Origin of the sequence: Nocardia sp. CA-145437 (assembly GCF_050956485.1) — a bacterium.
Taxonomy (GTDB): Bacteria; Actinomycetota; Actinomycetes; order Mycobacteriales; family Mycobacteriaceae; genus Nocardia.
The window spans coordinates 3,337,703-3,361,334 of the sequence record NZ_CP191204.1; the positions used below are offsets into that span (position 1 = coordinate 3,337,703).

Consider the following 23,632-nt stretch of genomic DNA (forward strand, 5'->3'; position numbering starts at 1 on the left):
TATGCCTCTGATCTTCCTGAACGGGGGTGCCATGCGCGGCGAACCCCTGAACTACCTGCTCGAGGGCGCGCCCTGCGCAGGGGAGGTCACCACCGCGCCGCAGTACCGCTTCTACTCGGTCGGCGACCGCTTCCCCGGCCTGCACCCCGTCGCCTACGGCGGGGCGCCCATCACCGGTGAACTGTTCGACGTCCCCATGGAGGTGCTGCGCAACCGGCTGCTCCCGGCCGAGCCGCCGGAACTGGAACTCGGTGTGATTGCCTTGGACGACAACCGCTCGGTGCTGTCCATGCTGCTGCGGCGACCGGTCATCTCCGACCCGCAGCTCATCGACATCACCGATTACGGCAGCTGGCACACCTACCGGGAGGAATCGACACGATGAAGTACACCGCCGACGGGTCGTTGCGGAAATTCGACGCGCACTGCTCGATCCTGTTCGCCGATCTGCCGCTGCTGGAACGTCCGGCGGCGGCGAAGGCGGCCGGGTTCGACGCCGTCGAATTCTGGTGGCCGTTCGGCGAGAACCCGGTGCCGGGGGACAAGGACGTCGACGCGTTCGTCTCCGCTGTCTCCGACGCCGGTGTGCGGCTCATCGGTCTCAACTTCATCGACCTGGTGCCCGTGGGCCGCGGCCTGGTCTCGGTGCCCGGGCGGGAATCCGAGTTCCGGGACAATATCGACGTCACCGTCGGCATTGCCGAACAGCTGGACTGCCGGTCCCTGAACGCCTTGTACGGCAACCGGATTCCGGATGTGGACCCGCGGGCGCAGGACGAGCTGGCTCTCGAGAACCTCCGCCTGGCCGCCGATGCCGCGGCCCGCATCGATGCCCAGGTCGTGCTCGAGGCGCTGAATTCGATCGAGTCACCCGACTATCCGATCGTCTCCGCCGCCCACGCGATTCAGGTCATCGACGAGGTCGGCGCGCCGAACCTCCGATTCCTCTGCGATCTCTACCATCTCGCCCGCATGGGTGAGGACCTGTTCGCCGTGATCGCCACCTACGCCGACCGCTTCGGGCACGTCCAGATCGCGGACGCCCCCGCCCGCAGCCGCCCCGGCACCGGCACCCTCGACTTCGAAGCCCTCTTCACCGCCCTCGACACCGCGGGCTACGACGGCTGGATCGGCCTCGAATACAAAGACCTCGACCATGATTGGAGCTGGATCGCATGACCCCCGCCCCGGCCGCAGCCCTGGCGTGGACCCCGCACGGGCACTGCGGCATCACGCTGCCCGCCGGCTGGGTGATCGAGCGCTTCACCGTCCAGCTTCCGGTCGTGGACGACCTACCGACCACTCACCCCGCGCAGGGAGCCGCTGACCGATGAGGGGTCAGCGGTTCCCGCGCTCACTGGGTCAACGCGTCGTCCAGGACGACTGTGTAGATGGCCTTGTCCCTGGGATTCGACTCCACCCCGGCCAGGATCTCGTCCAAGAGCGGGGCTCGCGCCAGACTCCCCGCCCCGTAGTACCCGGATCCCCGGGCACTGGCCAGCACCGCGTAGATCACCGCCGCGTACAACTGTGCCCGCGGCGCGATCACATGCCCGCCCCCGGACTCGTGCGCCCGCAACCGCTCCTCGACCGCGTCGATAACATCCCGGAGGACGCCGATCTCCACCTCGGCCATATCGTCCATCTCAGTTCCCCCGAAGCGGTCGCCGCGGTGGCCTGCCCATCCGCACCAGATATGTCTTGGCCTGTAACTTGGCCGGGCACACGGTAATCGGACACTCCGCATGTTCACGAAGTGCGCGATTCGCCGCATCCACATTCATCACCGCCAGGGCACTGTGCCCGGTCGCTGGAAGCCCGAACATCGTTGGAACCTCCCGTCATACGGGTACTGGACGAGATTCAGGAAACCATTGGCGATCGATTGGAACAGGTGATTTGGACGTTTCGGATGCATCTGGGTCCAAAAAACCTGGATATATTCCGATTCCGGCGTAGCCTTCGGACCGCAATGGACCGCGCCGCGTTCCGAATTCCCGAGGACGGGAGCACAACCCCTAACCCCTTCCGCCGAGTGGCGCACCCTGGAGGGGATTTGTCCAGGTTCGCCTCCAGGATGTGCCACTCGACGGGTGTCAGCCGTTGGTGATGGAGCGGACCGAGACGCGCCAGCGGCCGTCGACTCGGACCAGGGTGTCGGTGTATCTGCCCATACCGATCACGCGCGGGGCGGTTGTGGTGTCGGCGAAGAATTGCCAGACGGATTCCGCGCGGGCGGAATCCGGGCCGAGCAGGGTGATGGCCGTGCAGCTCGTTACGTGGCGGGTTCTGGTTCCAGGGCCGGCGATGCCCGCGTCGCGCCGGGCCTGCGCGCTGGCCGCGATTTCTGTTGCGCCACGGAAGATCTGCGGTGCGCGACCGGACTCGGCGTCGCCTTCGCGCTCCCAGACGGCGTCGGCCGTGTAGTGCTCGAAGTACTCGTCGATGGGGCCCTCGTCGGCGAGATGGGAGAGGTGGGCGAGCAGGGATCGGATCTGCTCGGCGTGGTCGGTCATGTGGTTGTCCTCGTCCAGGGCGGCTAGACGCCGTAGCCGCCGTCGATGTCGAGCTTCTGGCCGCTGATGAAGTCGGCTCGGTCCGAGGCGAGGAAGCAGACCGCCTCGGCGATATCCTGGGCGTCGCCGAAACGGCGCAGGGGGATGTTGTTCTTGGTGACCTCGAGGGCGTGGGCGTCCAGGTCGCCGGAGGCGATGAGGCGGTCAGCCATGCCGTCGGTCGTCATGCCGGGGCCGACGCAGTTGGCGCGCACGCCGAATCTGCCTTCCTCGGCGGCGATTCCGCGCACGAGCGCCTCGACCGCGCCCTTGGGGGCGATGGACAGGCCGTCGCGCACTGGGAAGCGGGCGGTGCCGGCGGTGGTGATGGCGACGATGCTGCCCTTGGACTCGCGCAGGTGCGGCAGGGCGGCGTGGACGGCGTTGAAGAAGCCGGAGACGTCGTCGACGATCTGGCCGCGGAAGTCGGCCGGTGCGATCTTGCTCAGGTGCCGCATGGGCACGTGCGGGCCGGCGGCGTAGACGAGCGTGTGGAGGCCGCCGAACTCCGCGGCGACCTGGGTGACGACTTCGCCGGTCCGGTCGGCGTCGGACAGGTCGAGCTGCCAGGCCCGGGCGCGCGGGCCGGCAGTCTGCGTAGTGGTGAGGAGCCCGTCGAGGGACTGTGGCGAGCGGAAGTAGGTCAGTCCGACGTGGCTGCCGCGTTCGAGCAGCATCCGCGCGCACGCTCCACCGAGCCCGCCGCTCGCGCCCAGGACCAGCGCCGCGCCTGCCCGGTGACTGAAGTCGTCCACGATTCCTCCTCGGTTGCTCCACTCTGTTCATAGCGAACGGGCTCAAACCAAGCAAGTGCTTGATTGTTTACCGGGACGAAGGGGAGTAAGTACATACGTCATGCGGGATGCTTTTCAGTTCGTGCTCGGATTTCTCATCGTCCTCACGGTGGTGACGTTCGCCAGCGGATTCGGCTACACCAACCCGTATGGGCGGTTCGCCAAGGATGGTGAGCGTTTCGCGGTGCGGGGGCCGTGGGCGTGGCTGTTGTTCGAGAACCCGCAGTGGTGGGCTTTCACCGTCACGTTCTGGTTGGTCGTGAAGGATCCGCAGCCACCGGCGGTGGTGTTGTACGCGCTGTGGCAGGTGCACTATCTCTATCGCGGGCTGGTCTATCCGCTGCTGCGGGCGTCCACCAAGGGATTCCCCGTGTACGGGATCGCCTTCGGAATGGTGTTCAACGCCGCCAACGGATTCGTCAACGGGTACGCCGTCGCCGACTCGCAGCACCTGCGGGACTCGGGGTGGTTCACCGACCCGCGCTTTCTCGTCGGGCTGGTGGTGGCCGTGGCGGGCTGGGTGATCAACTTCCATGCCGACCGCGCTCTGATCGCTTTGCGCGGTGACGGTTTCACCGGCTACCGCATCCCGTACGGCGGCGCGTTCCGCTGGGTGTCGAGCGCGAACTACTTCGGTGAGCTGGTGCTGTGGATCGGCTGGGCGCTCATGTCGTGGACGTGGGCGGGCCTGGTGTTCGTGTTGTTCACCGTGGCCAACCTGCTGCCGCGGGCGGTGTCCACGCATCGGTGGTACCGCGAACGGTTCGAGGACTATCCGAGCGACCGCAAGGCGATGATTCCCTACCTGATCTAGAACCTGCCGGGGGAGGCCACCCCGGCCGCGAGGACGCGCCGCAGCCGCCAGGGCAGTGCCGCGAACAGCGAGGCCATGGCCGTCGCGGTGCCGCGCAGATCGTCGCGGCCGGACAGGTAGGCGCGCTGGGCGGAGATCGGCAGCGCGAAGAAGGCGTCGAAGAACAGCGGGAGCTCGGCGGGCGGAAGCGCCAGCACAGCGCGTAATCCGGCCCGGCGCAACAGGTGTACGGCTCGGGCCGAGGCGGGCCAGACTGATTCTCCGGCCAGTACGCTGTCGGCCAGCCGCAGTGACGTGGCGACGCTGTAGCCGGTGGCGGGATGGGTGAAGGCTCCCGCCGCTCCGAACATGGACCGGTTCGGTTTGCCGCCGTGGACGGGGAAGCGGACCCGTTCGACGGGTTCGGCGCCGGTGAGAGTGATTCCGCGGGAACGCAATCGATGGGTCAGGCGGGCCTCGAGGGTTCGCTGGCCGAGGGCGGGACGCCCGGCCAGGCAGGTCTCCTCGAGGAGAATGCGGTCCTCGTCCAGGGGGACCGCGTAGAGGAACGAGCGCGGCTCGGTGGGGGCCGCGCCGTTGTCGTCGCGCCAGTCCATGAACAGGGTGTCCGTATCGGGGTACCGGGCGCGGTCGGTGATCACGCCGTAGGCGGTCTGCTCGGCGAGGCCGGGGGAGCGGGAGATGCCGCGCGCGTCGATGACCCGGCCCGCGGGGAGGGTGTGGCCGGAGGCGAGCCGCACCGAGGGGAGTTCCAGCCCGTCGTGGCGGTGGCGGGCCGCGCTGTCGATCGCGGTGACCGAGTCCTGGATCAGGCGCGCGCCCGCGATATCGAGCGAATCCTGCAGTGCCGCAGTGTCGAAGACGATATAGGGCCGATCGATCTCGATGCGGCGGGTCGTCCAGGCCACGGGCCGTTCGATTCTCGTCGCGACGGCCGCGTCGGCGACCCACTCGGGCAGCTCGTCCGCCCATGCCGCGTAGGTCGCCGTCCACCGTCGGCGCGGGTGCGGATCGACCACGGTGACCGTCAGCCCGTGCGCCAGGGCGCGGTGGGCGAGGGCCCGTCCTGCCGGGCCCGCGCCGCAGATGAGCAGATCATCGGTCACCCCGTGATTGGATCATGCCGGATCGCCCGCATACTCTTCGGGAATTGAATGCCGGGCCGGGGAGGGCTCGGGCCGTCCGCGAAAGGTGATCAGATGACCTATCCACCAGCCGGATCCGGGGGCGATCCCACTGTCCACCGGCAGCCGCAACCCGGCGAGCCCGATGCCGCCTGGTGGGATCAGCCCGCCCAAGGAACCGGTGGACACCAGGTCCAGCAGCCCGGCTGGCCGGGGCAGCAGCCGGCCGACCCGCAGGGCTGGCAGCCGACGCAAACGAATTGGCCTGCGCAGCAGGGATATCCGCAGGCGGGCCAGCCGCAGGACGCGGGGTACGGGCAGCCGCCGGGATTCGCGCAGAGCCTGGGGTATGGCCAGCAGCAGCCGCTCGGTTTCCTGCCGGCGACCGGGGTTCCGCAGCAGCCGGGTTATCCGCCGCAGCAGCCGAAGTCGAACACCGGCCTGATCATCGGCGTGGTGCTGGGCGCGGTCGTGCTGCTGGCGGTGGCGGTCGGCGCGATCGTGCTCGTCTCCGGCGGCGACGAGGCCACCCAGGCCGGCGCCACCTCCACCACGGAGAGCCCGACCCTGGTGCCCGCCACCTCGGCCCCGCCCCGCACCACCGCGACCACCTCCAAGGCCGCGCCCGGCGGCAGCCGCTTCAGCTACACCGAGTACGGCAAGGACTGGAACTTCAAGCTCGGTGACGTCGCCCTGCACGCCACCTACGTGACCGGCCAGGACTACGACTCCTGCGCCCCGATCGAGAAGGCCGGGAAGATGACCGGCCTGGGCTGCAAGCGCGCCTCCTCCATGGCGTGGAAGGCCGAGAGCGGCGGGCTCATGCTCACCCAGCTGGTTCTCACCATGTCGGACGACGCGAAGGCGTCCGCCGCGCACGACCAGTTCGAGGACACCGACCTGGAACTGCCTGACGGCAGCTACATCGCCGACTTCGAGACCGGCAAGTGGCGCGACGGCAGCCAGAGCAAGTTCGTCGTCGTCACCGTCGCCACCGCCACCGCCGCGGTCGACGAGGCCACCGTCAGCAAGTACCTGCAGTACCGCAACAGCGACACCCTCGGCGCGCTCGCCTTCCGCTGACCCGCTCCCCGAAACGACCGTGCCCGGCACCGAATCCCGGTGCCGGGCACGTCTTTTCGATTCCGACGCTCAGATGCCGCCGGTGGCCAGCAGACCGCCGTCCACGCGGATCGTCGTCCCGGTGATCCACGCCGACTCGTCCGACGCGAGGAACCCGATCAACTGCGCCACATCCTCCGGCGACCCCAGCCGCTTCATCGGATAGACCGCCGCGGCCGCTTCCTCGTCCGCCGAGTACAGCGCGTCCGCGAACTTGGTCTTGATCACGCCCGGCGCCACCGCGTTCACCCGGATCTTCGGCCCCAACTGCCACGACAGTTCCTCGGTGAGCCGGATGAGCGCCGCCTTCGACGCCCCGTATGCGGCGATCACCCCGGTCGAACGCAGCCCCGCGACGCTGGCCACATTCACCACCGCACCCCCGTGCTCACCCATCCACGCCTTGTACGCCTCCTGCACATACCCCAGCGCCGCAACGACATTCACGTCGAAGATCTTGCGCACGGCGTCGAGATCGGCCTCCATGAGCGACCCGTACACCGGATTGATTCCGGTGTTGTTGATCAGCACATCCAGCGACCCGAACTGCGCCACCGCGGCAGCGACCTGCTCGGCCCGAGCCGCCGCGTCCCCGGAGTTCCCGGCCACCGCCACCACCTTCCCCGCGTGCCCCAATCCCCGCAGCTGCTCCGCCGCCTCCTCCAGCGGCTCGGCCTTCCGGGCGGAGATCACCACATTGGCCCCCCGAGCCAACAGCTCCGCCGCCACCGCGAACCCGATACCCCGGCTCGCCCCGGTGACCAGTGCACTCTTACCCGCCAAGTTCTCACTCATGTGATGGCACGTTACTTCAGTCCCTGGGTGTGAGCGATCTCGCGAGGGGCTGCGGCAAAAATTGCTGACTAGTTGCCGAAGGGTTCGATTCGGTATGGTCGATACGGGAGAAGCGCGATACATCAGGGAAACACGCCGGCTCGACGCATGATGCAGGAGGCCAGATGTTGCATACCGATGTTCCGACGCGAGGCGAGATCAAGGCGCTGGCCGCCGAGGCCGAACCGTGGAGTGTCGCGATATACACCCCGACCGTGGCCGACACCGCGGCGCCGGACCAGAACCGCATCGCATTCTCGAACCATGTGCGCGATGCGCTGGGCGGGATCGATGATCGCCACGCCCGCGCGGCGCTGCAGGAAGAGTTCGACGATCTGGTCGACGACGAGGACTTCTGGCGATTCCAATCCAATACGCTGGTTGCCCTGGCCACTCCGGAACGGGTGCGGACCTATCGCCTCCCGAATCGCTTGCGGGAAGGCGTCTTCGTAGGATCCCGATTCAACCTCAAGCCGTTATTACGGGCGACCACCTTTCCACAGGCGGCCTTCGTACTCGCCCTGTCGGAGGGGGCTGTCCGCCTGATCGAAGTCAGTTCGGATGGCGGCGCCGAGGAGACTCGGATACCGGGTCTTCCGGTGAGCGCCGCCGATCACGCCCGCAAGGCATCGCTGAGCGGCCGTGCGCCCAAAGGCCGGATTCAGGGGACCGAGGGGCGCAAAGTGCGGGTGCGGCAATACGCCAGGGCCGTGGACCAGGGGCTCAGGGATCTGCTGACGGGGCGAGAAGTGCCGTTGATTCTCGCGGCGGCCGAGCCGATCGATTCGCTGTACCGGTCCGTCAACAGCTACCCGGACCTGCTGGCGGAATCCATTCCAGGCAATCCCGAGCAGCTGTCCGCGGCCGAACTCGGTGCTCGGTCCCGGATCATTCTCGATACCCACTACGCGAGCCAACTGGCCGACCTGCACGCCTTGTTCGACCAGCGACGCGGGGAAGGGCGAGCAACCACCGATATCGCCGATATCGCCCGCGCCGCCACCCTCGGCATGGTGGACACCTTGCTGGTCGACATCGACGTCACCGTGCCCGGAAAGGTCGCCGCGGATGACGGAGCGGTGACTCTGGAGACCGAATCGGATTCCGGCGCACCAGGTGTCGTCGACGAGATCAGCAGACGAGTGCTCCTGTCCGACGGCCGGGTGCTGGCGGTTCGCACCGAGGACATGCCCGACGGCACCCCCGCCGCCGCGATCTTGCGGTACCGGTTCTGAGTTCCCCCTGCGGTCGTCCGCCGAACACTGTCCGGCATGCGGAAACGCGGCGGCTGAACCGGGCACCTGGTGGCAGGAATCGGAATACCTGGGTCGGGCTCCGATTCGTGCCGCGAACCGAGTAGTCGCCTACGCGTGCTCGGCGACAGTGCGGCTCTAGAATCAGTTGTGTCATACCTGTTTTGGACCAGAAATGGTGGTGGTGACGGTCTCACGCCGCACACACCATGAGGAAGCCTGTTCCTGGATGGCGGCATTCCGGAACGGCCTGTATTAGTTTGTTTGCCTTGGCAAACCAAAACCTCGACGGGGGTGCGAGGTCATGCTGGTGAAGATTCATCACAACGGTGACGATGTACTGATCGCGTGGAAGCCCGACGGCTTCATCGCCGGGTGTCGCGGGTTCGCGCTGCTGCGTCGCCGCAACGGTATCGAAGAGGTGGTCAGCACCTGGGTCGGGTTCGAAGGCGACCAGGCCGTGGACGGTGAACGGCGAGCGTCCACGAACTGGCCGATCCAGAAGTATCAGTGGACCGATTACATGGCCGACCCCGGAGACAGGTTGGCGTATCGCGTGCTTCCGATGGTCGGTCCCGACAAGGCCAACCTTCGTCCTGATCCGGGCTCGGCCGGCGACTGGACCGATGAGATCACCCTCAGCCCGGAGGAGTCACCCGGTATCGAGGCGGTGTTCAACCGTGGAATCGTTGCCGCGCAATGGGTTTCACGCCGGTTGGGCGTCACAGGCCACGACCTGCAGAACGCAAAGTTGGAAACGGTGATCCGGACTTCCGGGGACCCGCTGCGGGACTATCTGGCCGGGCCGCTCGGTGCCCGCTTGTTCACGCTGCTCGAATCCGCGGCCCAGGACCACCGCGAGGTGTACGCGGCGCTCTACGAACTCGATGACCCGCAGCTGATCGCCGCGCTGGCGCGGATGGGTGAGCGTGCGCATGTCGTGCTGGCGAACGGGAGTGTGAAGAACCAGGGGGACGATCAGAACGCCGATGCGCGCGCCACGTTGCGGGGGCAGGTCGAGCTGCACGACCGAATGTGTTCCCCGCGTGCCTTGGGGCACAACAAGTTCCTGATCATCTGCGACCACGACGCCCGGCCGCGCTGGGTGTGGACCGGCAGCCAGAACTGGACCATGACCGGCCTGTGCACCCAGGCCAACAACTCGCTGCTGATCGACGATCCCGCCCTGGCCGAACAGTATCGGCAACAGTGGGAACGCCTGAAAGACGCCGGCGACGACACTCCCGAGACCCTGCGCGCCGCCAACAGCGCGCCGCGCGACCTCACGGTGGACCCGGCCCACCTGCGACTGTGGTTCACCCCGACCCGCGACCGCGTCGACCTCGAGGACGCCCGCACCGCCATTACCGGCGCTCGGACCGCCATCTTGTTCCTGATGTTCAACCCGGGCCCGAAGGACACCCTGCTCAACACGATCCTCGATGTCGCGCACACCGCTCATTCCGGGCGTCTCTACATCCGCGGCGTGCTCAATCAGGACCCCAGCACCACCGCCAACCCGGTGCACCTGTTCGATCAGGACAACACCGAACGGGCCGACTTCGACGTCGTGTTGCCCGCGGCGATCGACGCACCCACGGCCTTCTTCCGGGAAGAGCTGAAGAAGCTGGACCGCGCGTTCGCGATGGTGCACAGCAAGGTCATCGTCATCGACCCCTTCGGGCCGAATCCCGTCCTGCTCACCGGATCGCACAACCTCGGCCCGAAGGCCAGCGGCACCAACGACGAGAATCTGCTCATCATCCGCGACACCCCGGGCCTGGCTGACGCCTACGCCACCAACATCATGTCCGTGTACAACCAATATCGGTGGCGCTTCCGCCGGCACCTGCAACCCGTCGACAAGCGGTGGAAAGGTCTCGTGGACAGCGACTCCTGGCAGAACTGGCACCTCAAACCCGACAGCCCGCAGTACCGCGAGATCGACTTCTGGGTCGGACACGCAACACCGTGACCGCGGTCTCGGGAGCTGCCCCGCGGGCGGTTGATTCCTGATCCGCGGACTCCGTCGGTCAGTGCAATTCGATGTCGGAGATCACCAGGGGTGGCCAGGCGATCACCTCACCCACCAGCGATCCTGCACCGGTTCGGGATCGTGCCGTCACGCTGGATCGGTGCGGCAATACCGCGGACCGGAAGCGGCGACCGCCTTCGGTGCAGTCGCATATGTGGGCGGTGCAGCGGTGCTGGACTCATCTACGCGCACTCACCGCTACCACGGCTGTCCAACAAACCCACGACGACGGAAGTGTCTGCTGCGCAACCGAAACCCGTCACTATCTCGCGGGGTCGGGGCTGGATTACATCGGCAATACGCGATACTCGTTTTGGAACTGGACAGTTGGCCTGAATTCTGGAAGGGAAGGTAGCCTACGCTATCGAGATCGGTTCCTGGAGCTTCGAACTCCTGCAGGGTGATCCCGGACGTCTATCGCGACAATGGATTCAGAGCATCTCTACAGCAATTCTACTGGATCTTCTGTCAATTCGCGGACGGGTGACGGCACGGGTGGCAAGCTAATGGATTGTGACCGGTGTAGATACCAGCTTTGGTGCCAAGGCCGCGGCAGGTATTGCCAAACCGGTTGGTATTTGGTTTTGGCGCCGTATCCATCCTGAAGGTTCGTGCAGCTCGCCGGCAAGCCACACCGATGCCTTTGCCGGTACCATCCGGCGCCGGGAAACCATCCAACTCGATCAGTTGCGCGGCGGCCCCGACGCCGTGATGGATATGACGGTTCAAGAGCAATGCCAGAGCGACTCGACCAGCGAGTTGGCCTCTTGTCGAATGTTGGGCGACAGTGCCGGCAGCTACCGCCGTCGCGTCGACTGCCCGCTGTGGGTGAAGCCGGTGCCGGTAAAACAGCTCTGGCGGTCTGCTTGTTACTCGACCTGCTGCGCGTGCGTCTACCAGTTCCGCCACGAAGCAGACCAGCGATGGATCGCGCGGATCGAATGACGTTCTTGTTCAACCTTTGAGCACTCGGCTGTTGAGAGTGACTCGTGAGTTCTGCCCGATTGGAGAAGTGATGAAGGTCTGCGTCGTCGGCGCCGGCATCTCGGGGCTGTCCACCGCCCAGTATTTGTCGCGATACCACGATGTGGAAGTTTTTGTGTACGAGCAATCGTCGACGTTCGGTGGAAGGGCGAATATACTCGACGGCGGTGAGCATTGTCCGAGAGTGTTCTTGAACGACTACCACTATCTATTCGAGATCTTCAAAGACCTCCGGCTGAGTGATGGGTCGACGGTCTATGACTCACTGACCACGTTGCAACGCTACTGGGCGAGTAGCAGATCCGGCTGGGTCGAGCTATCCCACACGTACTCGATCTTCGCCGATGAGGTACCGATTGGTGACCGACTCCGGGTACTCCGCGCGAAGCGAATCTCGCCGCTGATCGCCGAGCAGGAATTCTCCGGAAACACGAACCGATATGGGTCGTGGCGCAACTACAGCCTTCGGTCGCTTCTCCGAATCATCATGAGCCTGGCCCGATTCACGAGCGTTTACGACCTCGGCGGCCGGACCGACCGAGTTCTGACCGGTCCGTGGGTGGATAATCTGCGGACGAGAGGCGTAACTCTCGTTACCGATACACCGGTCCTGTCCTTGCATCCCGACTCGTCGGGAGTGGTGGTAGAGCTCGCGGACCACAGCGAACGGTTCGATGCGGTCGTCGTCACCGCCTACGCCAGCGATGCGAGTCGGCTTCTGGAGTCGTCCGGGCTGCCACACCGCATCCCGCGTCTCAGCCACATTCACTGCAAGGTATTCACCCTCGTGCTGGACCCACGGGAGAAGATTCTCGAACGTGAACCCGCGATCTACAGTCGCCAGGGACTCAACATCCTCTTCCAGCCTCGCGCCAATCGATGCGTGGTGCTGTGCCTGCGCTCCAGAAGCACCAGCCGCGACTTCGTCACCGCGAGGCTGCGGGAATATCTCGACCTCGAGCACGACTTCGTTGAGGTCCGCGAACGCGACAACCAGGCGGACAACGAAGCGATCTTCAGCGCCGACTTCGTCGACCAGAATGCGATTCTGGTCGAGCCGGCACAACACATCTATTTCGCCGGGTCGTACACGAAGAACAGCTACCCGGTCGACTCGGGCGAAGGCGCGGCGCGGACGGCCTTCAACGCAGTCGAACGGCTCGCTGGAGACTTCCACCTGAGCCGGGATTTCGCTGGCCGAGCGATGGTTCCGAATGGTACGCCCTACCAGGTTCCACTCACGGTCTCTCAGCGCTACGCGCGCCGCGCGATCCTCGCCCTGGCCGGTCGCATCTCGGTCGGGGAGCTGGTCGTGGCCGAAAAATACGGTGAGACTGTCTCGATCGGTCCGGGCGGACATCCGACCGCGCGCATCGACGTGAATTCACCTGAGACATGGACACGTCTCGCGCGGGGCATGCACGGATGCGTCCAGTCCTACTGCGCGGGCGATTGGGAGTCGCCCGATCTCGTGGCGGTCCTCCGTCTGGCGGCCCGCAATGTCAGCGTCGGCGATGATCTGCGCCGAAAAGCGGCCTTCGTACGCGTACCGTTACTGCGGCTGCGCGCGGGGCTTGGGCGGCATACGCGCGCACAGAGCAGGCGCGACATCGCGTTTCACTACGATCTCGGGAACGACCTGTTCGCGTCCATGCTCGATGAGACGATGTCGTACTCCTGTGCCGTATTCCCTGGACCCGATTCCACGCTGTCGGAGGCCGCGCATCACAAGATGGAACTGGTGTGCGCCAAGCTCGATCTCCGCAGGGATGACCGGGTTCTCGAAATCGGTGGTGGCTGGGGCGGTTTCGCCGTCTATGCGGCCCGCACCCGAGGCTGCCACGTGACGATGACGACTATTTCCAATGCCCAGTACACCTACGCGAGGCAACATGTCCAGCGATTGGGCCTGACCGACCTTATCGACGTCAGATTCGAGGACTACCGGGATACGACGGGCAGTTTCGACAAGCTGGTGTCTATCGAGATGGTCGAGGCCGTCGGCGCCGACAATCTCGGCACGTTCTTCGGCCGCTGCTCTGAGCTGCTGAAGCCGGGAGGGCTCATGCTGCTCCAGGCGATCACGATCGACGACAGGGCCTACGAGGTCGCAAAGTTGGCGCGCACGTTCATCCGGTCCTACATCTTCCCGAACGGTTGTCTGCCGTCCTTGGAGGTGATCTCGCGGACGGTCGCTCGGCGAACCGATATGTACATCACGGGGTTGGACGACTACAGCTCTCACTACGCTCGCACGCTCGCCTGTTGGCGAGCGAATATCGGTCGCGCACAGGACGATATCCAGAAACGCGGTTACGATCTGAGGTTTCAGCGATTGTGGGGCCTTTACCTGGCCTACTGCGAGGCGGGCTTTCTCGAACACCGGATCCGGCTCATCCACGCGACGATCGTCAAGCCCTCGCACTTCGCGGTCATAGAGGTCGGTCGATGTGAATCGACTCGCCCTCAGCCGGTTTCAGTGACAGACCGAGGAGTCGGCCTTGACTAAGCTGCAATACGCGACGTTGGACTTTCTGCTCGGTCGCGACCTGATCCCCGACGCCCTGCTGCGGGCAGGGACTCGACTTGCCACCCGCGGCCGCCGACGTCGAGAGATGCGGGGCGGCCCCGTGGCGGTACGCGCGAGAACGGCCGAACTCGTTGCTCATATGTCCAGCGGACCCATCGCGGAGGCCGTGAACACCGCCAATGAGCAGCACTACGGACTGCCTGCGGAATTCTTCGCCCTGTTCCTCGGTCCGCGCCAGAAGTACAGCGGGTGCTATTGGCCCGAGCGCGACGACTCCCTCGCAGCCGCGGAGGAGTCGATGCTGGCACTCACCTGCCGCCGGGCGAATGTCCGGGACGGCATGACAATCCTGGACCTGGGCTGTGGCTGGGGTGCGCTCTCGCTGTGGCTCGCGGAGAGATTCGATGTTCGAGTGCTCGCGGTCTCGAACTCGGCGCGACAGCGCGACTGGATCGAAGTCCGAGCCAAGGACAGAGGGCTTTCGGACCGAATCGATGTCATCACTGCGGACATCAACGAATTCGACCCGTCGGCTACGTACGACCGTGTCATCTCCATCGAAATGTTCGAGCACATGCGCAATTGGGCCGAACTCACTCGGCGGATCGCGAGCTGGCTGACGCCTGAAGGCCAACTATTCGTTCAGACCTTCTCCCATCGCGATCTCGCCTACCGATTTCAGGGTACGTGGGCCGCGGAACGCTTCTTCACCGCCGGCGTGATGCCCTCGCACGATCTGATCACTCGTTTCACTGCGGACATGGCTACTGTCGAACGCTGGTCGGTCAATGGTCTGAATTACGCGCGAACACTGCGGGCCTGGCTGCATCGTCTCGACGACAACCGAGACGCCGCAATCGATATCCTTCGGATCGGACGCACCGAACGTCAAGCGAAACAGCTCTTCGGTACCTGGCGACTATTCCTGATCTGCACCGCGGATATCTGGTCGGCCAACGGCGGCAAGGAATGGATGATTTCCCACCACCTCCTGGAACCTATTCATCGCACTCCGGACAGCGAGTGATCCTGTGCGCCAACCAAACCCCGCAACTCGCCCCACGGTCGCTGTCATCGGCTCCGGAGTTTCCGGGCTCACGGCTGCATATGCCTTGCGACATACTCACGATGTCCACCTGTACGAAGCTGATACGCGTGTTGGCGGCCATGTCCACACGCATTCTCTGCGAGCACCTGATGGTTCCTCGCGTCGGATCGACAGCGCGTTCATCGTGCACAACGATCGAACGTATCCGCAGCTGACCAAGCTGCTCGGCGAGCTTGGGGTGCAGGTTCGGCCCACCGAGATGAGCATGAGTATCTCGTGTGCCGAGTGTGGCGTGCAATTCGCAGGTGGTCGCCGTGGGCGGGGGGTGTTCGCGCAACCGGCCAACTGTGTGCGGCCCCGTTTTCTCAACCTGCTCAGGCAGATTCCACGGTTTCACCGGTGCGCGACTCGCTGGCTGGAGTCCGGGAACGACAGCACCCTCACCCTTGGCGAGTTCGTCCGGCACTGGTCCTTCGGGCAGTACTTCGTCACCCACTACGTCGTCCCGCTGGTGTCGTGCGTTTGGTCGACCGGTGAGACACAGGCGCTGGACTATCCCGCGAGCTATCTCTTCAGGTTCCTCGAACAGCACGGGATGCTCAGCATCAATGGTTCACCGCAGTGGTTCACCATTGCGGGCGGTGCGGCAACATACGTCGACAAGCTCGTCGAACGATTGCCGGCGGTAAGCACCGATCGCGCGGTTACTGCGATTGTCCGGCACGAGGACGCAGTCGAGGTAGCCGATATCACGGGCCAGGTGCGGTCGTTCGACAAGGTGGTGATCACGACTCACGCCGACCAGGCGCTGCGATTGCTCGCAGACCCGACCGAAGCGGAGCGGCGGGTCCTCGGAGTGTTCGATTACACGACCAACGAGACTGTGTTGCATACCGACAATGCCCTGCTGCCGCAGGTCACCGCCGCACGGGCCGCGTGGAACTACCGGCTGAATTCCTGTGCCGGACGGCAGGATCGGCCGCTGGTCAGCTACTGGATGAACAAACTTCATGGACTCGACCCGGATCCGGGGTACCTCGTCTCGCTGAACGCACGCGACCATATCGCGCCCACACTGGTAGTGGAGGTCATGCAGTATCGGCACCCGATTTACACCCCGCGAGTGATCGATGCCCAAAAGCGACTCCCCGAATTGAACACCCACCGCTTCGCTCTGGCAGGTGCCTATCATGGTTGGGGGTTTCACGAGGACGGTTGCAGATCCGGAATCGCGGCGGCCGCAAGCGTCGGAGACCTTACATGATCCCATCGGAAGCATCCGGCACGAGCTTGCCGCAGCTGCCCGCGCTGGTGAACGGAGTGGTTCGGCATACCAGGCATACCGGCTGGCCGTATTCCTTCCGGCACCGGATCTATTTGTGGTTGGTGGATCTCGACGAGATTCCACGGTGGGGGTGGCCTTGGAAGCTACTGGCCGGATTCGACCCGACCGATCACTTCGGGGAACCGACCCGATCCCCGAAAGACAACGTCATCGGTCTCCTTCGCGCCGATGGTGTCGAGATCGGCGCAACCGGCCGAATCATCATGCTGGCCAGCGCACGCACCCTCGGCTATGTTTTCAACCCGCTATCGGTGTACTGGTGCTTCGACTCCGGCGGAGAGCTCGTCCGTGTTCTCGCGGAGGTCCACAACACTTATCAGGAGCGGCACGTCTACGTACTTGCACCTGACGCGGAAGGCAGAGCGGAAACGTCGAAGAATCTGTATGTATCACCGTTCTGCGACCCAACCGGCCGGTACCAGCTGCGATTCCGGCTCGATGGCCACGCGGTGACGGTTGGTGTGAGTCTCGTCGTCGGTGGAGAACAGGTGCTGACCACCGCGTTTCACGGGCTGCCGGTGCCTGCGACGAGGTCGGTCCTCGGGAGACATTTCGTTGGGAATCCGGTCGTTCCGATAAGAACGGCCGTGCTCATTCGGATACACGGTATGGGGCTTATGCGCCGTCTGCCGCGATACCCAAGACGGTGAGCCGACTCGCCCAATCCGCCGCGCCTCCGCGCCAGGTGTGTTGGAAGTAGATCCAACTCACCGACTATGCCCGTCCTCCTCACCCTCCGCGTTCTCAACGACTTGGTCGGCCACGCCGTCGTTTCTCGACGACGACGAGATCGTCGAACAGCTGACCAGCTCGACGCGATGGGCGCCTCAGCGCTTTTCGCGTCGAGTCCCTTCGCCCGAGCGATCTTGCACTGGTATCAGGGCCGCCGGAACTTCACCTGTACGGGCAATGCTGTTTCGGCATGGCGCTACCATGCTGGTCCCGCACCGGTGCGCGGCGGCGGGATCGTTCGTGGAGAAGGGCGGCGGCCGGGTGCTGGACCGTGGCAAGACATCGCACATCCTGACCGCCGTGGCCGAGCCGCTCTCGGATCGGTTGCCCGGCATCGCCGGTGGGCTGTCCGAGCGGATCCTCGCCGAGGACGCCGCGTACGCGGCGCTGATCGCGCCCGCGGAGCTGCGGGACACCATCCTGCACAACCTGCGGCAGACCGTGGCCTCGATGCTGGACCGTTCGAAGGACCAGCCGATCGATCTTTCCGACGCCACCTGGACCGGGCGGACGCGGGCCCGGCAAGGGCTGCCGCTGGCCTCGCTGCAGGACGCGTATCGGCGCGGCTGCCGGCTGCTGTGGGAGGCGATGATCGCGACGGTGACGGAGCGGGATCCGGCGGCGCTGCCCGATCTGCTGCCGTGCGTGGGGGATCTGTGGGACATCGTCGATCTGCTGATCGGCGCCGTCACCGAGGCCTATCAGGCGGTGGAATCGGAGCGCCTGGCGCGGGACGGCGAGCGGCGCAACGCGATTCTCGATGTGCTGCTGGGCGGTCCGGGTGCGGTCTTCCCCGCGGGCGGGGGCGCCGGTCTGATCGCGGAGGCGTCGGCGTTCCTGGGCCTGCCCGAGCGCGCTCGTTACGCGGTGGCCGCGGTGCGGTCGGTGGGGGCCGGTGCGGGTCTGCCTCGCGATCAGGGGCGCCCGGCCACCGACGGCTTCCACATCCTGTGGCGGATCCGGGCCGACCACGAGGTGGGGCTGATCGCGCTCGGCGCCGACGCGTTGACCGAGCCCGCCCGGCTGCTCCGGGAGCGGGGGGTGGCTGCCGGGATCAGTCCGGTGGTGGGTTCGCTGGCCGAAGTGGCCAGGGCCCGCTGGCTGGCCGAGATCGCCTTGCAGACCTGCGCGCCCGACACCGACGAGGTGGTGATCCTCGATCGGCGCCTGCCTGCCGCGCTGGTCGCCGCGCAGTCCGACCTCGCCGAGCGACTCCGGACCGTCGTACTCGGCCCGATCCTGGGATTGCCGGTGGCCGAGCGCGACATGCTGCTCGCGACCCTGACCGCGTGGCTCGACTCGGGCGGTTCGGCGGCGTGTGCGGCGGCGGCTCTGTACTGCCACCGCAACACCGTGCTGAACCGGCTGCGGCGGATCGAGGAGCTCACCGGCCGGTCCATCACCGAACCCCGCGCGATGATCGAGCTCGCGCTGGCGGTCGAGGCGGCCCGTCGATAGCCCGGTCTGGGCAGGCGAAACAGTCTCACGACCGCTCGTCTGTGCTCAGGCACAAGACTTTCGCCGGGAAACGGATTCCGGCCGCACGCGGCGGGAACGCGCAATAGCTTTCCGCCAGGCAAACGGCCTAGTCGCCGGACCGCAGTCACGCTGCGCCGGTACGTATTCCGCCCTTCGGGCCGCATTCGAAAGGGAAGGTGTTCGCGCATGCGCATTCGCACTTCCATCCTCCGCGCGGCCGTGACGGCCCTCGTCACGGCCGCGGTCACCGCATTGACTCTCACCGGCGTCGCGGCGCCCGCCCACGCCGACGGCATTCCGGGCGTCGGCCGGAACTGGGCCGCGCCGGGCCCCTATTCGCCGGAGGTCAGCATCGGTGTCGTGCACACGCTGTACTACCCGCAGACCATGGGCGCGCACGGGGAGAAACACCCGGTGATCATCTGGGGCAACGGAACCGGCGTGCTGCCCGGGGCGTACACCCTGCTGCTGCGCCACTACGCCAGCCACGGCTTCATCGTGGTGGCGGCCAATACGCCCGTGAGCAATTTCGCGATCACCATGCGCAGCGGGATCGACCTCATCGAGAAGCTCAACGGCGATCCCTCCAGCGTCTTCTACGGCAAGGTCAACCTGGACCGGATCGGGTCCGCGGGATACTCACAGGGCGGCTCGGGTGCGATCAACGCCGCCGTCGACCCCCGGGTCGACACGGCCGTCGCGATCCAGCCGGGACCCCTCAACGACCCCGGCCAGCTCCACAAGCCGGCGCTGTTCCTGGCCGGCCAGTTCGACGCCATCGTGTGGCCGGTCTTGGTGAAGGCCATGTACAACGCCGTCGACCAGGCCCCGGCCGAGTACGCGGAACTGCGTGGCGCCACCCACTTCGGCACCGGCATCACGGGCGGGGACATGCGCGGCCCGTCCACCGCCTGGCTCCGGTACTGGCTGATGGACGACGCGAACGCCCGCACCGAATTCTTCGGCCCCAACTGCGGCTTCTGCGTGGACTCCCAACAGTTCTCCGACTTCCGGCGAAACGGATTGGCCAGCCAGATTCCGGGCTGACACTCAATCGGCAAGGTGCGCGCCCGAATTCGGCGAAGGGTGGCGCACCACAGCCGATCACACGGATCAGCTAATCTTCGACATACCATGAGCGACTTTACGACTGCGGCTCGACTGTCCTCATCTGATCCGGGATGCGCGCGATGGTAGCTGGGGGTAGCATTCGACTAGTGAGCGAAACCTGTTACAGCGGAGCATGTTTAACGTGTCGCCGGATAGGCAGGCGTATCACGGTCTCTCCGTTGCGTCGGTAGCATCGCCGCGGGCCGGACTGCGGGATCCGCGCAGGCTCCGGGATATCGATGCGGATCGCATCCCCGCAGCAATCACCGACGTGACGTCGTTTGTTCTGAGCACTTCTCACCGACCATGTTTCACCGCTCATGGGAGTTGCACGTTGAAGATGTTCGAGTTTCCAACGCCGAACCGTTGCGCGGGGCCGCGCGGGTGAAGCTGCACTCGCCGGAATTCGCCGCCGACCCACACCGCGCCTACGAGGATCTGCGCCGCCGGTACGGGCCCGTGGCGCCCATCGAACTGGCCGCCGGAATTCCTGCCGTTCTGGTCCTCGGCTATCGCGAGGCGCTACGGATTCTCGGTGACCCCGAGCGCTTTCCGGCCGATTCGCGTGCCTGGGAATCGACCATTCCGGAGAGCTGCCCGGTCATGCCGATCATGGAGTGGGGTCCCGTGGAATCGGCGGACAGGGGCCGATCGGCCCACCGTTCGGCCTATCTGGCCGCAATGGCCGACATCGACCAGTACCGGCTCCTCGGCACGGTCGAATCCGCCGCTGTGCCACTGATCAACAGTTTCTGCGGCATCGGGCAGGCCGACCTGCTCGCCGACTACGCCCGCCCGCTCACCCTGCGCGTCCTCAACGAATTGATGGGCCTGCCGCCCGTCTTCGGCGCGGAAGCCGGTGCCGCGCTGATGGATCTGATCGAGGCCGCCGACACGTCCGCCGCCGACCTCGCCGAGCGCCGATTCCGCGCCGTCCTGGCCGAATCGGTAGCCACCAAGCGGCGTTCCCCGGACCGCGACGTCACCTCGACCTTGATCGGCCACGCCGCCGGGTTCACCGATGCCGAGATCGTCGAACAACTGGCCGAGCTCTACGCCATGGGCGCCGAATCGACCTGGAATCTCATCGTCAGCGCCTTGGTCCTGATGGCCGACGACACCTCCTTCCACGATGACCTCCTCGCCGGCTCCCTCCAACTGCGCGACGCCATCGACAAGGTCCTGTTCACCGACCCCCCACTCGCCAACGCATGCCCCCGCTACCCGCAGCAGCCCCAGTTGGTGGGCAACTCCTGGCTCCCAGCGAACCAACCGGTCCTGATCAGCATCACCGCGTGCAACAACGACCCCGCCGTCTCCGGCGACCACACCGGCAACCGCTCCCACCTCGCCTGGGGCTCGGGCGCCCACGCCTGCCCGGCCCAGCCGATAGCCTCCATCATCGCCCGCGAGGCCCTCGACCAGCTCCTCGATGCCCTCCCCGACATCAAACTCGCGGTCCCGCTGTCCGAATTGCCCTGGCGCACCAGCACTTTCCATCGTGCGCCGGTCACTGTCCCGGTGACCTTTCCGCCCTCCCTCCCGCTGGTCCCGTGATCGAGAACACCAGGCGGACCCGGCACCGGACTCGCGGACGAAACGGGACCGAAGGGTACGTCAGTCCGCTCGGGTGAGCGATCGCGCACCGGTGTCGAGGGCGGGGCTGGTGCGGATCAGGTGGTCGAACGCACCGAGGGCCGCCGTCGCTCCGGCGCCGGCGGCGACGATGATCTGTTTGAACGGGGCCGTGGTGCAGTCGCCCGCCGCGTACACGCCGGGCACGGACGTGCGGCCGTGATCGTCGATGACGATCTCACCGCGCGGGGTGAGATCGATAGTGCCGGAGAGCCATTCGGTGTTGGGTAGCAGTCCGATCTGGACGAAGACGCCGTCCACGGCGAGCGAATGCCAGGCTTCGGTCGTGCGATCGGCGTAGGTCAGGCCGGTGACCTTGACGCCGTCGCCGACCACCTCGGTCGTCTGCGCGCTGATCAGGATGTCGATATTGGGCAGGCTGCGGAGCTTGCGCTGCAGGACTTCGTCGGCACGCAGCTCGGCGTCGAATTCGACCAGCGTCACGTGCGCGACGATCCCGGCGAGATCGATGGCGGCCTCGACGCCGGAATTGCCGCCGCCGATCACCGCCACGCGCTTGCCCTTGAACAAGGGGCCGTCACAGTGCGGGCAGTAGGTGACGCCCTTGTTCCGGTATTCGGTCTCGCCGGGAACGTTCATCGACCGCCACCGCGCCCCGGTGGAGAGGATCACGCTGCGCGCCAGCAGCCGCGCACCGCTCCCGAGCTCCACCTCGACCAGGCCCTGCTCCCCGACCGCCGGGGTCAGCGCCGTGGCGTGCTGCGCGTTCATGATGTCGACGTCGTACCGGCGAACGTGATCGTCCAGCGCGGCGGCGAGCTTCGGGCCCTCGGTGTAGGGCACTGAGGCGAAATTCTCGATGCCCACCGTGTCGAGCACCTGACCGCCGAAGCGCTCCGCCACGACTCCGGTCCGAATTCCCTTCCGCGCCGCGTAGATCGCCGCTGTGGCTCCCGCCGGTCCGCCGCCCACGACGAGCACCTCGAATGGGTCCTTCTCGGAGATCGCGGCGGCGGTGCGCGCCGCGGCCCCGACATCTAGCCGGCCGACGATCTGCTCGAGGGTCATCCGGCCCGAGCCGAACGGTTCACCGTTGAGGAACACGCTCGGCACCGCCATCACCTGGCGGTTGTCGACCTCGTCCGGGAACAGTGCCCCGTCGATCGCGGTGTGCGTGATGGTCGGGTTCAGGACGCACATCAGGTTGAGCGCCTGCACGACATCGGGACAGTTCTGGCAGGACAGGGAGAAATAGGTCTCGAAGTGGAACTCGCCCTCGAGATCGCGCACCTGCGTGAGCAGCTCCGCGGCCTCCTTCGAGGGGTGGCCGCCGACCTGCAGCAGCGCGAGAACCAAGGACGAGAACTCGTGTCCGAGTGGGATTCCGGCGAACCCGACCTCGATGCCGGTGCCCGCGCGGCGGATCACGAACGACGGCCGGCGCGGGTCGTCGCCGGTGCGAGCGTGGGTGACCAGATCCGACAGACCGGCGATCTCGTCGAGGAGTTCGGCGAGTTCCGCGGACTTGGGGCGGTCATCGAGGGTGGACACCAGCTCGATCGGCTGAGTCACCTTCTCCAGCAGTGTCTTCAGTTGGCGTGCGAGCGAGGCGTCGAGCATGCGGTCTACTCCGATGGGTCGGGAACGGGTGCGGGCAGGCGTCGGCGAATCAGATCTTGCCGACGAGCTCCAGGGACGGGGCCAGGGTCTCCTCGCCCTCTTCCCACTTGGCCGGGCAGACCTCGCCCGGGTGCGAGCGAACGTACTGGGCGGCCTTGACCTTGCGCAGCAGCTCGGATGCGTTGCGGCCGATGCCCTCTGCGGTGACCTCGGTGAACTGGACGACGCCGTCCGGGTCGACCAGGAAGGTGCCGCGGTCGGCCAGGCCCTCGTCCTCGCGAAGCACCCCGAAGTCGGCGCTGATCCGCAACGCGGGGTCGCCGATCATGGCGTACTTGATCTTGCCGATGGTGTCGGAGGACGCGTGCCACGCCTTGTGCGTGAAGTGGGTGTCGGTGGAGACGGAGAAGACCTCGACGCCCAGGCGCTGCAGCTCGTCGTAGTGGTCGGCGAGGTCGCCGAGTTCGGTCGGGCACACGAAGGTGAAGTCGGCCGGGTAGAAGAAGAAGACCGCCCACTTGCCCTGGATGTCCGCGTCCGAAACGGTCACGAAGGAGCCGTCCTTGAACGCCTCCGCCGAGAAGGACTTGATCCGCTTGTTGATCAGCGACATGAATTGGCCTCATTCCGAAAGGTGATGGGATCTCTGCTTTCGAA

At 66.0% G+C, this 23,632-nt stretch carries 22 protein-coding genes; 15 read left to right on the forward strand and 7 right to left on the reverse strand.

What is annotated here, in order from left to right:
- Position 1 precedes the first annotated feature (1 nt).
- Genes ACQPYY_RS15530 through ACQPYY_RS15540 form a run of 3 tightly spaced genes read left to right on the forward strand, consistent with a single transcriptional unit; the run spans position 2 to position 1,334 of the window.
- Complete coding sequence (locus tag ACQPYY_RS15530) at positions 2 to 385, forward strand: allophanate hydrolase-related protein (RefSeq protein ID WP_433594254.1); 384 nt, start codon at positions 2 to 4, stop codon at positions 383 to 385.
- Entirely contained in the window at positions 382 to 1,179 is a 798-nt protein-coding gene (locus ACQPYY_RS15535; RefSeq protein WP_433594255.1) for a hydroxypyruvate isomerase family protein, read from the forward strand. Before ACQPYY_RS15530 ends, ACQPYY_RS15535 begins: the two co-directional genes overlap by 4 nt.
- The gene (locus ACQPYY_RS15540) at positions 1,176 to 1,334 is read left to right on the forward strand and encodes a hypothetical protein (protein WP_433594256.1); all 159 of its coding nucleotides are present in this window, start codon (positions 1,176 to 1,178) and stop codon (positions 1,332 to 1,334) included. The genes ACQPYY_RS15535 and ACQPYY_RS15540 overlap by 4 nt, the downstream gene beginning before the upstream one ends.
- A 20-nt stretch (positions 1,335 to 1,354) precedes the next feature.
- Here ACQPYY_RS15540 and ACQPYY_RS15545 read toward each other — a convergent pair whose 3' ends face one another.
- The 3 genes from ACQPYY_RS15545 to ACQPYY_RS15555 all read right to left on the reverse strand — a co-directional run bounded on the left by ACQPYY_RS15545 (position 1,355) and on the right by ACQPYY_RS15555 (position 3,310).
- Complete coding sequence (locus ACQPYY_RS15545) at positions 1,355 to 1,645, reverse strand: hypothetical protein (protein ID WP_433594257.1); 291 nt, start codon at positions 1,643 to 1,645, stop codon at positions 1,355 to 1,357.
- 451 nt (positions 1,646 to 2,096) lie between these two features.
- Positions 2,097 to 2,516, reverse strand: a complete 420-nt coding sequence (locus tag ACQPYY_RS15550; protein ID WP_433594258.1) for a nuclear transport factor 2 family protein — start codon at positions 2,514 to 2,516, stop codon at positions 2,097 to 2,099.
- A 23-nt stretch (positions 2,517 to 2,539) separates the two neighbouring features.
- Positions 2,540 to 3,310, reverse strand: coding sequence for an SDR family NAD(P)-dependent oxidoreductase (locus tag ACQPYY_RS15555; protein WP_433594259.1), 771 nt, complete (start codon positions 3,308 to 3,310; stop codon positions 2,540 to 2,542).
- 100 nt (positions 3,311 to 3,410) lie between these two features.
- Between ACQPYY_RS15555 and ACQPYY_RS15560 the strand changes: the two genes are divergently transcribed.
- Positions 3,411 to 4,163, forward strand: coding sequence for a DUF1295 domain-containing protein (locus ACQPYY_RS15560; protein WP_433594260.1), 753 nt, complete (start codon positions 3,411 to 3,413; stop codon positions 4,161 to 4,163).
- Here ACQPYY_RS15560 and ACQPYY_RS15565 read toward each other — a convergent pair.
- Positions 4,160 to 5,269 (reverse strand): lycopene cyclase family protein, encoded by a 1,110-nt coding sequence (locus ACQPYY_RS15565; RefSeq protein WP_433594261.1) that lies wholly within the window; start codon positions 5,267 to 5,269, stop codon positions 4,160 to 4,162. The two genes, ACQPYY_RS15560 and ACQPYY_RS15565, sit on opposite strands and share 4 nt — an antisense overlap.
- Before the next feature lie 93 nt (positions 5,270 to 5,362).
- Between ACQPYY_RS15565 and ACQPYY_RS15570 the strand changes: the two genes are divergently transcribed.
- Positions 5,363 to 6,370 (forward strand): hypothetical protein, encoded by a 1,008-nt coding sequence (locus tag ACQPYY_RS15570; RefSeq protein WP_433594262.1) that lies wholly within the window; start codon positions 5,363 to 5,365, stop codon positions 6,368 to 6,370.
- Positions 6,371 to 6,439: 69 nt separating this feature from the next.
- Here the strand turns inward: ACQPYY_RS15570 and ACQPYY_RS15575 are convergent, their stop codons facing one another.
- The gene (locus ACQPYY_RS15575) at positions 6,440 to 7,204 is read right to left on the reverse strand and encodes an SDR family oxidoreductase (protein ID WP_433594263.1); all 765 of its coding nucleotides are present in this window, start codon (positions 7,202 to 7,204) and stop codon (positions 6,440 to 6,442) included.
- A gap of 164 nt (positions 7,205 to 7,368) precedes the next feature.
- On the opposite strand from ACQPYY_RS15575, the gene ACQPYY_RS15580 reads away from it, so the two are divergent.
- From ACQPYY_RS15580 to ACQPYY_RS15625, 10 genes are all read left to right on the forward strand, one after another.
- Positions 7,369 to 8,478, forward strand: a complete 1,110-nt coding sequence (locus ACQPYY_RS15580; protein WP_433594264.1) for a hypothetical protein — start codon at positions 7,369 to 7,371, stop codon at positions 8,476 to 8,478.
- Positions 8,479 to 8,800: 322 nt separating this feature from the next.
- On the forward strand, positions 8,801 to 10,471 hold the full coding sequence (locus ACQPYY_RS15585) for a phospholipase D-like domain-containing protein (RefSeq protein ID WP_433594265.1): 1,671 nt from the start codon (positions 8,801 to 8,803) through the stop codon (positions 10,469 to 10,471).
- A 573-nt stretch (positions 10,472 to 11,044) separates the two neighbouring features.
- Positions 11,045 to 11,476: a hypothetical protein gene (locus ACQPYY_RS15590; protein ID WP_433594266.1), complete on the forward strand. Its 432-nt coding sequence runs from the start codon at positions 11,045 to 11,047 to the stop codon at positions 11,474 to 11,476.
- 37 nt (positions 11,477 to 11,513) lie between these two features.
- Positions 11,514 to 14,024, forward strand: a complete 2,511-nt coding sequence (locus tag ACQPYY_RS15595) for an FAD-dependent oxidoreductase (RefSeq protein ID WP_433594267.1) — start codon at positions 11,514 to 11,516, stop codon at positions 14,022 to 14,024.
- Positions 14,017 to 15,072 carry an SAM-dependent methyltransferase gene (locus ACQPYY_RS15600; protein WP_433594268.1) on the forward strand — a complete coding sequence of 352 codons (1,056 nt, stop codon included), beginning with the start codon at positions 14,017 to 14,019 and terminating at the stop codon, positions 15,070 to 15,072. Before ACQPYY_RS15595 ends, ACQPYY_RS15600 begins: the two co-directional genes overlap by 8 nt.
- 4 nt (positions 15,073 to 15,076) lie before the next feature.
- Positions 15,077 to 16,357, forward strand: a complete 1,281-nt coding sequence (locus tag ACQPYY_RS15605; protein ID WP_433594269.1) for an NAD(P)/FAD-dependent oxidoreductase — start codon at positions 15,077 to 15,079, stop codon at positions 16,355 to 16,357.
- A complete protein-coding gene (locus ACQPYY_RS15610; protein ID WP_433594270.1) occupies positions 16,354 to 17,088 on the forward strand; it encodes a DUF1365 domain-containing protein in 735 nt (244 codons plus the stop codon). Before ACQPYY_RS15605 ends, ACQPYY_RS15610 begins: the two co-directional genes overlap by 4 nt.
- 283 nt (positions 17,089 to 17,371) lie before the next feature.
- Positions 17,372 to 18,628, forward strand: a complete 1,257-nt coding sequence (locus ACQPYY_RS15615; RefSeq protein ID WP_433594271.1) for a PucR family transcriptional regulator — start codon at positions 17,372 to 17,374, stop codon at positions 18,626 to 18,628.
- 207 nt (positions 18,629 to 18,835) lie between these two features.
- Positions 18,836 to 19,696 (forward strand): alpha/beta hydrolase family protein, encoded by an 861-nt coding sequence (locus ACQPYY_RS15620; RefSeq protein ID WP_433594272.1) that lies wholly within the window; start codon positions 18,836 to 18,838, stop codon positions 19,694 to 19,696.
- Between the two features lie 447 nt (positions 19,697 to 20,143).
- Positions 20,144 to 21,316 (forward strand): cytochrome P450, encoded by a 1,173-nt coding sequence (locus tag ACQPYY_RS15625; protein WP_433594273.1) that lies wholly within the window; start codon positions 20,144 to 20,146, stop codon positions 21,314 to 21,316.
- A gap of 60 nt (positions 21,317 to 21,376) precedes the next feature.
- Here ACQPYY_RS15625 and ahpF read toward each other — a convergent pair whose 3' ends face one another.
- Positions 21,377 to 22,975: an alkyl hydroperoxide reductase subunit F gene (gene ahpF, locus ACQPYY_RS15630; RefSeq protein WP_433594274.1), complete on the reverse strand. Its 1,599-nt coding sequence runs from the start codon at positions 22,973 to 22,975 to the stop codon at positions 21,377 to 21,379.
- Positions 22,976 to 23,024: 49 nt separating this feature from the next.
- The gene (gene ahpC, locus ACQPYY_RS15635) at positions 23,025 to 23,588 is read right to left on the reverse strand and encodes an alkyl hydroperoxide reductase subunit C (protein ID WP_357289051.1); all 564 of its coding nucleotides are present in this window, start codon (positions 23,586 to 23,588) and stop codon (positions 23,025 to 23,027) included.
- Between the last annotated feature and the right edge of the window lie 44 nt (positions 23,589 to 23,632).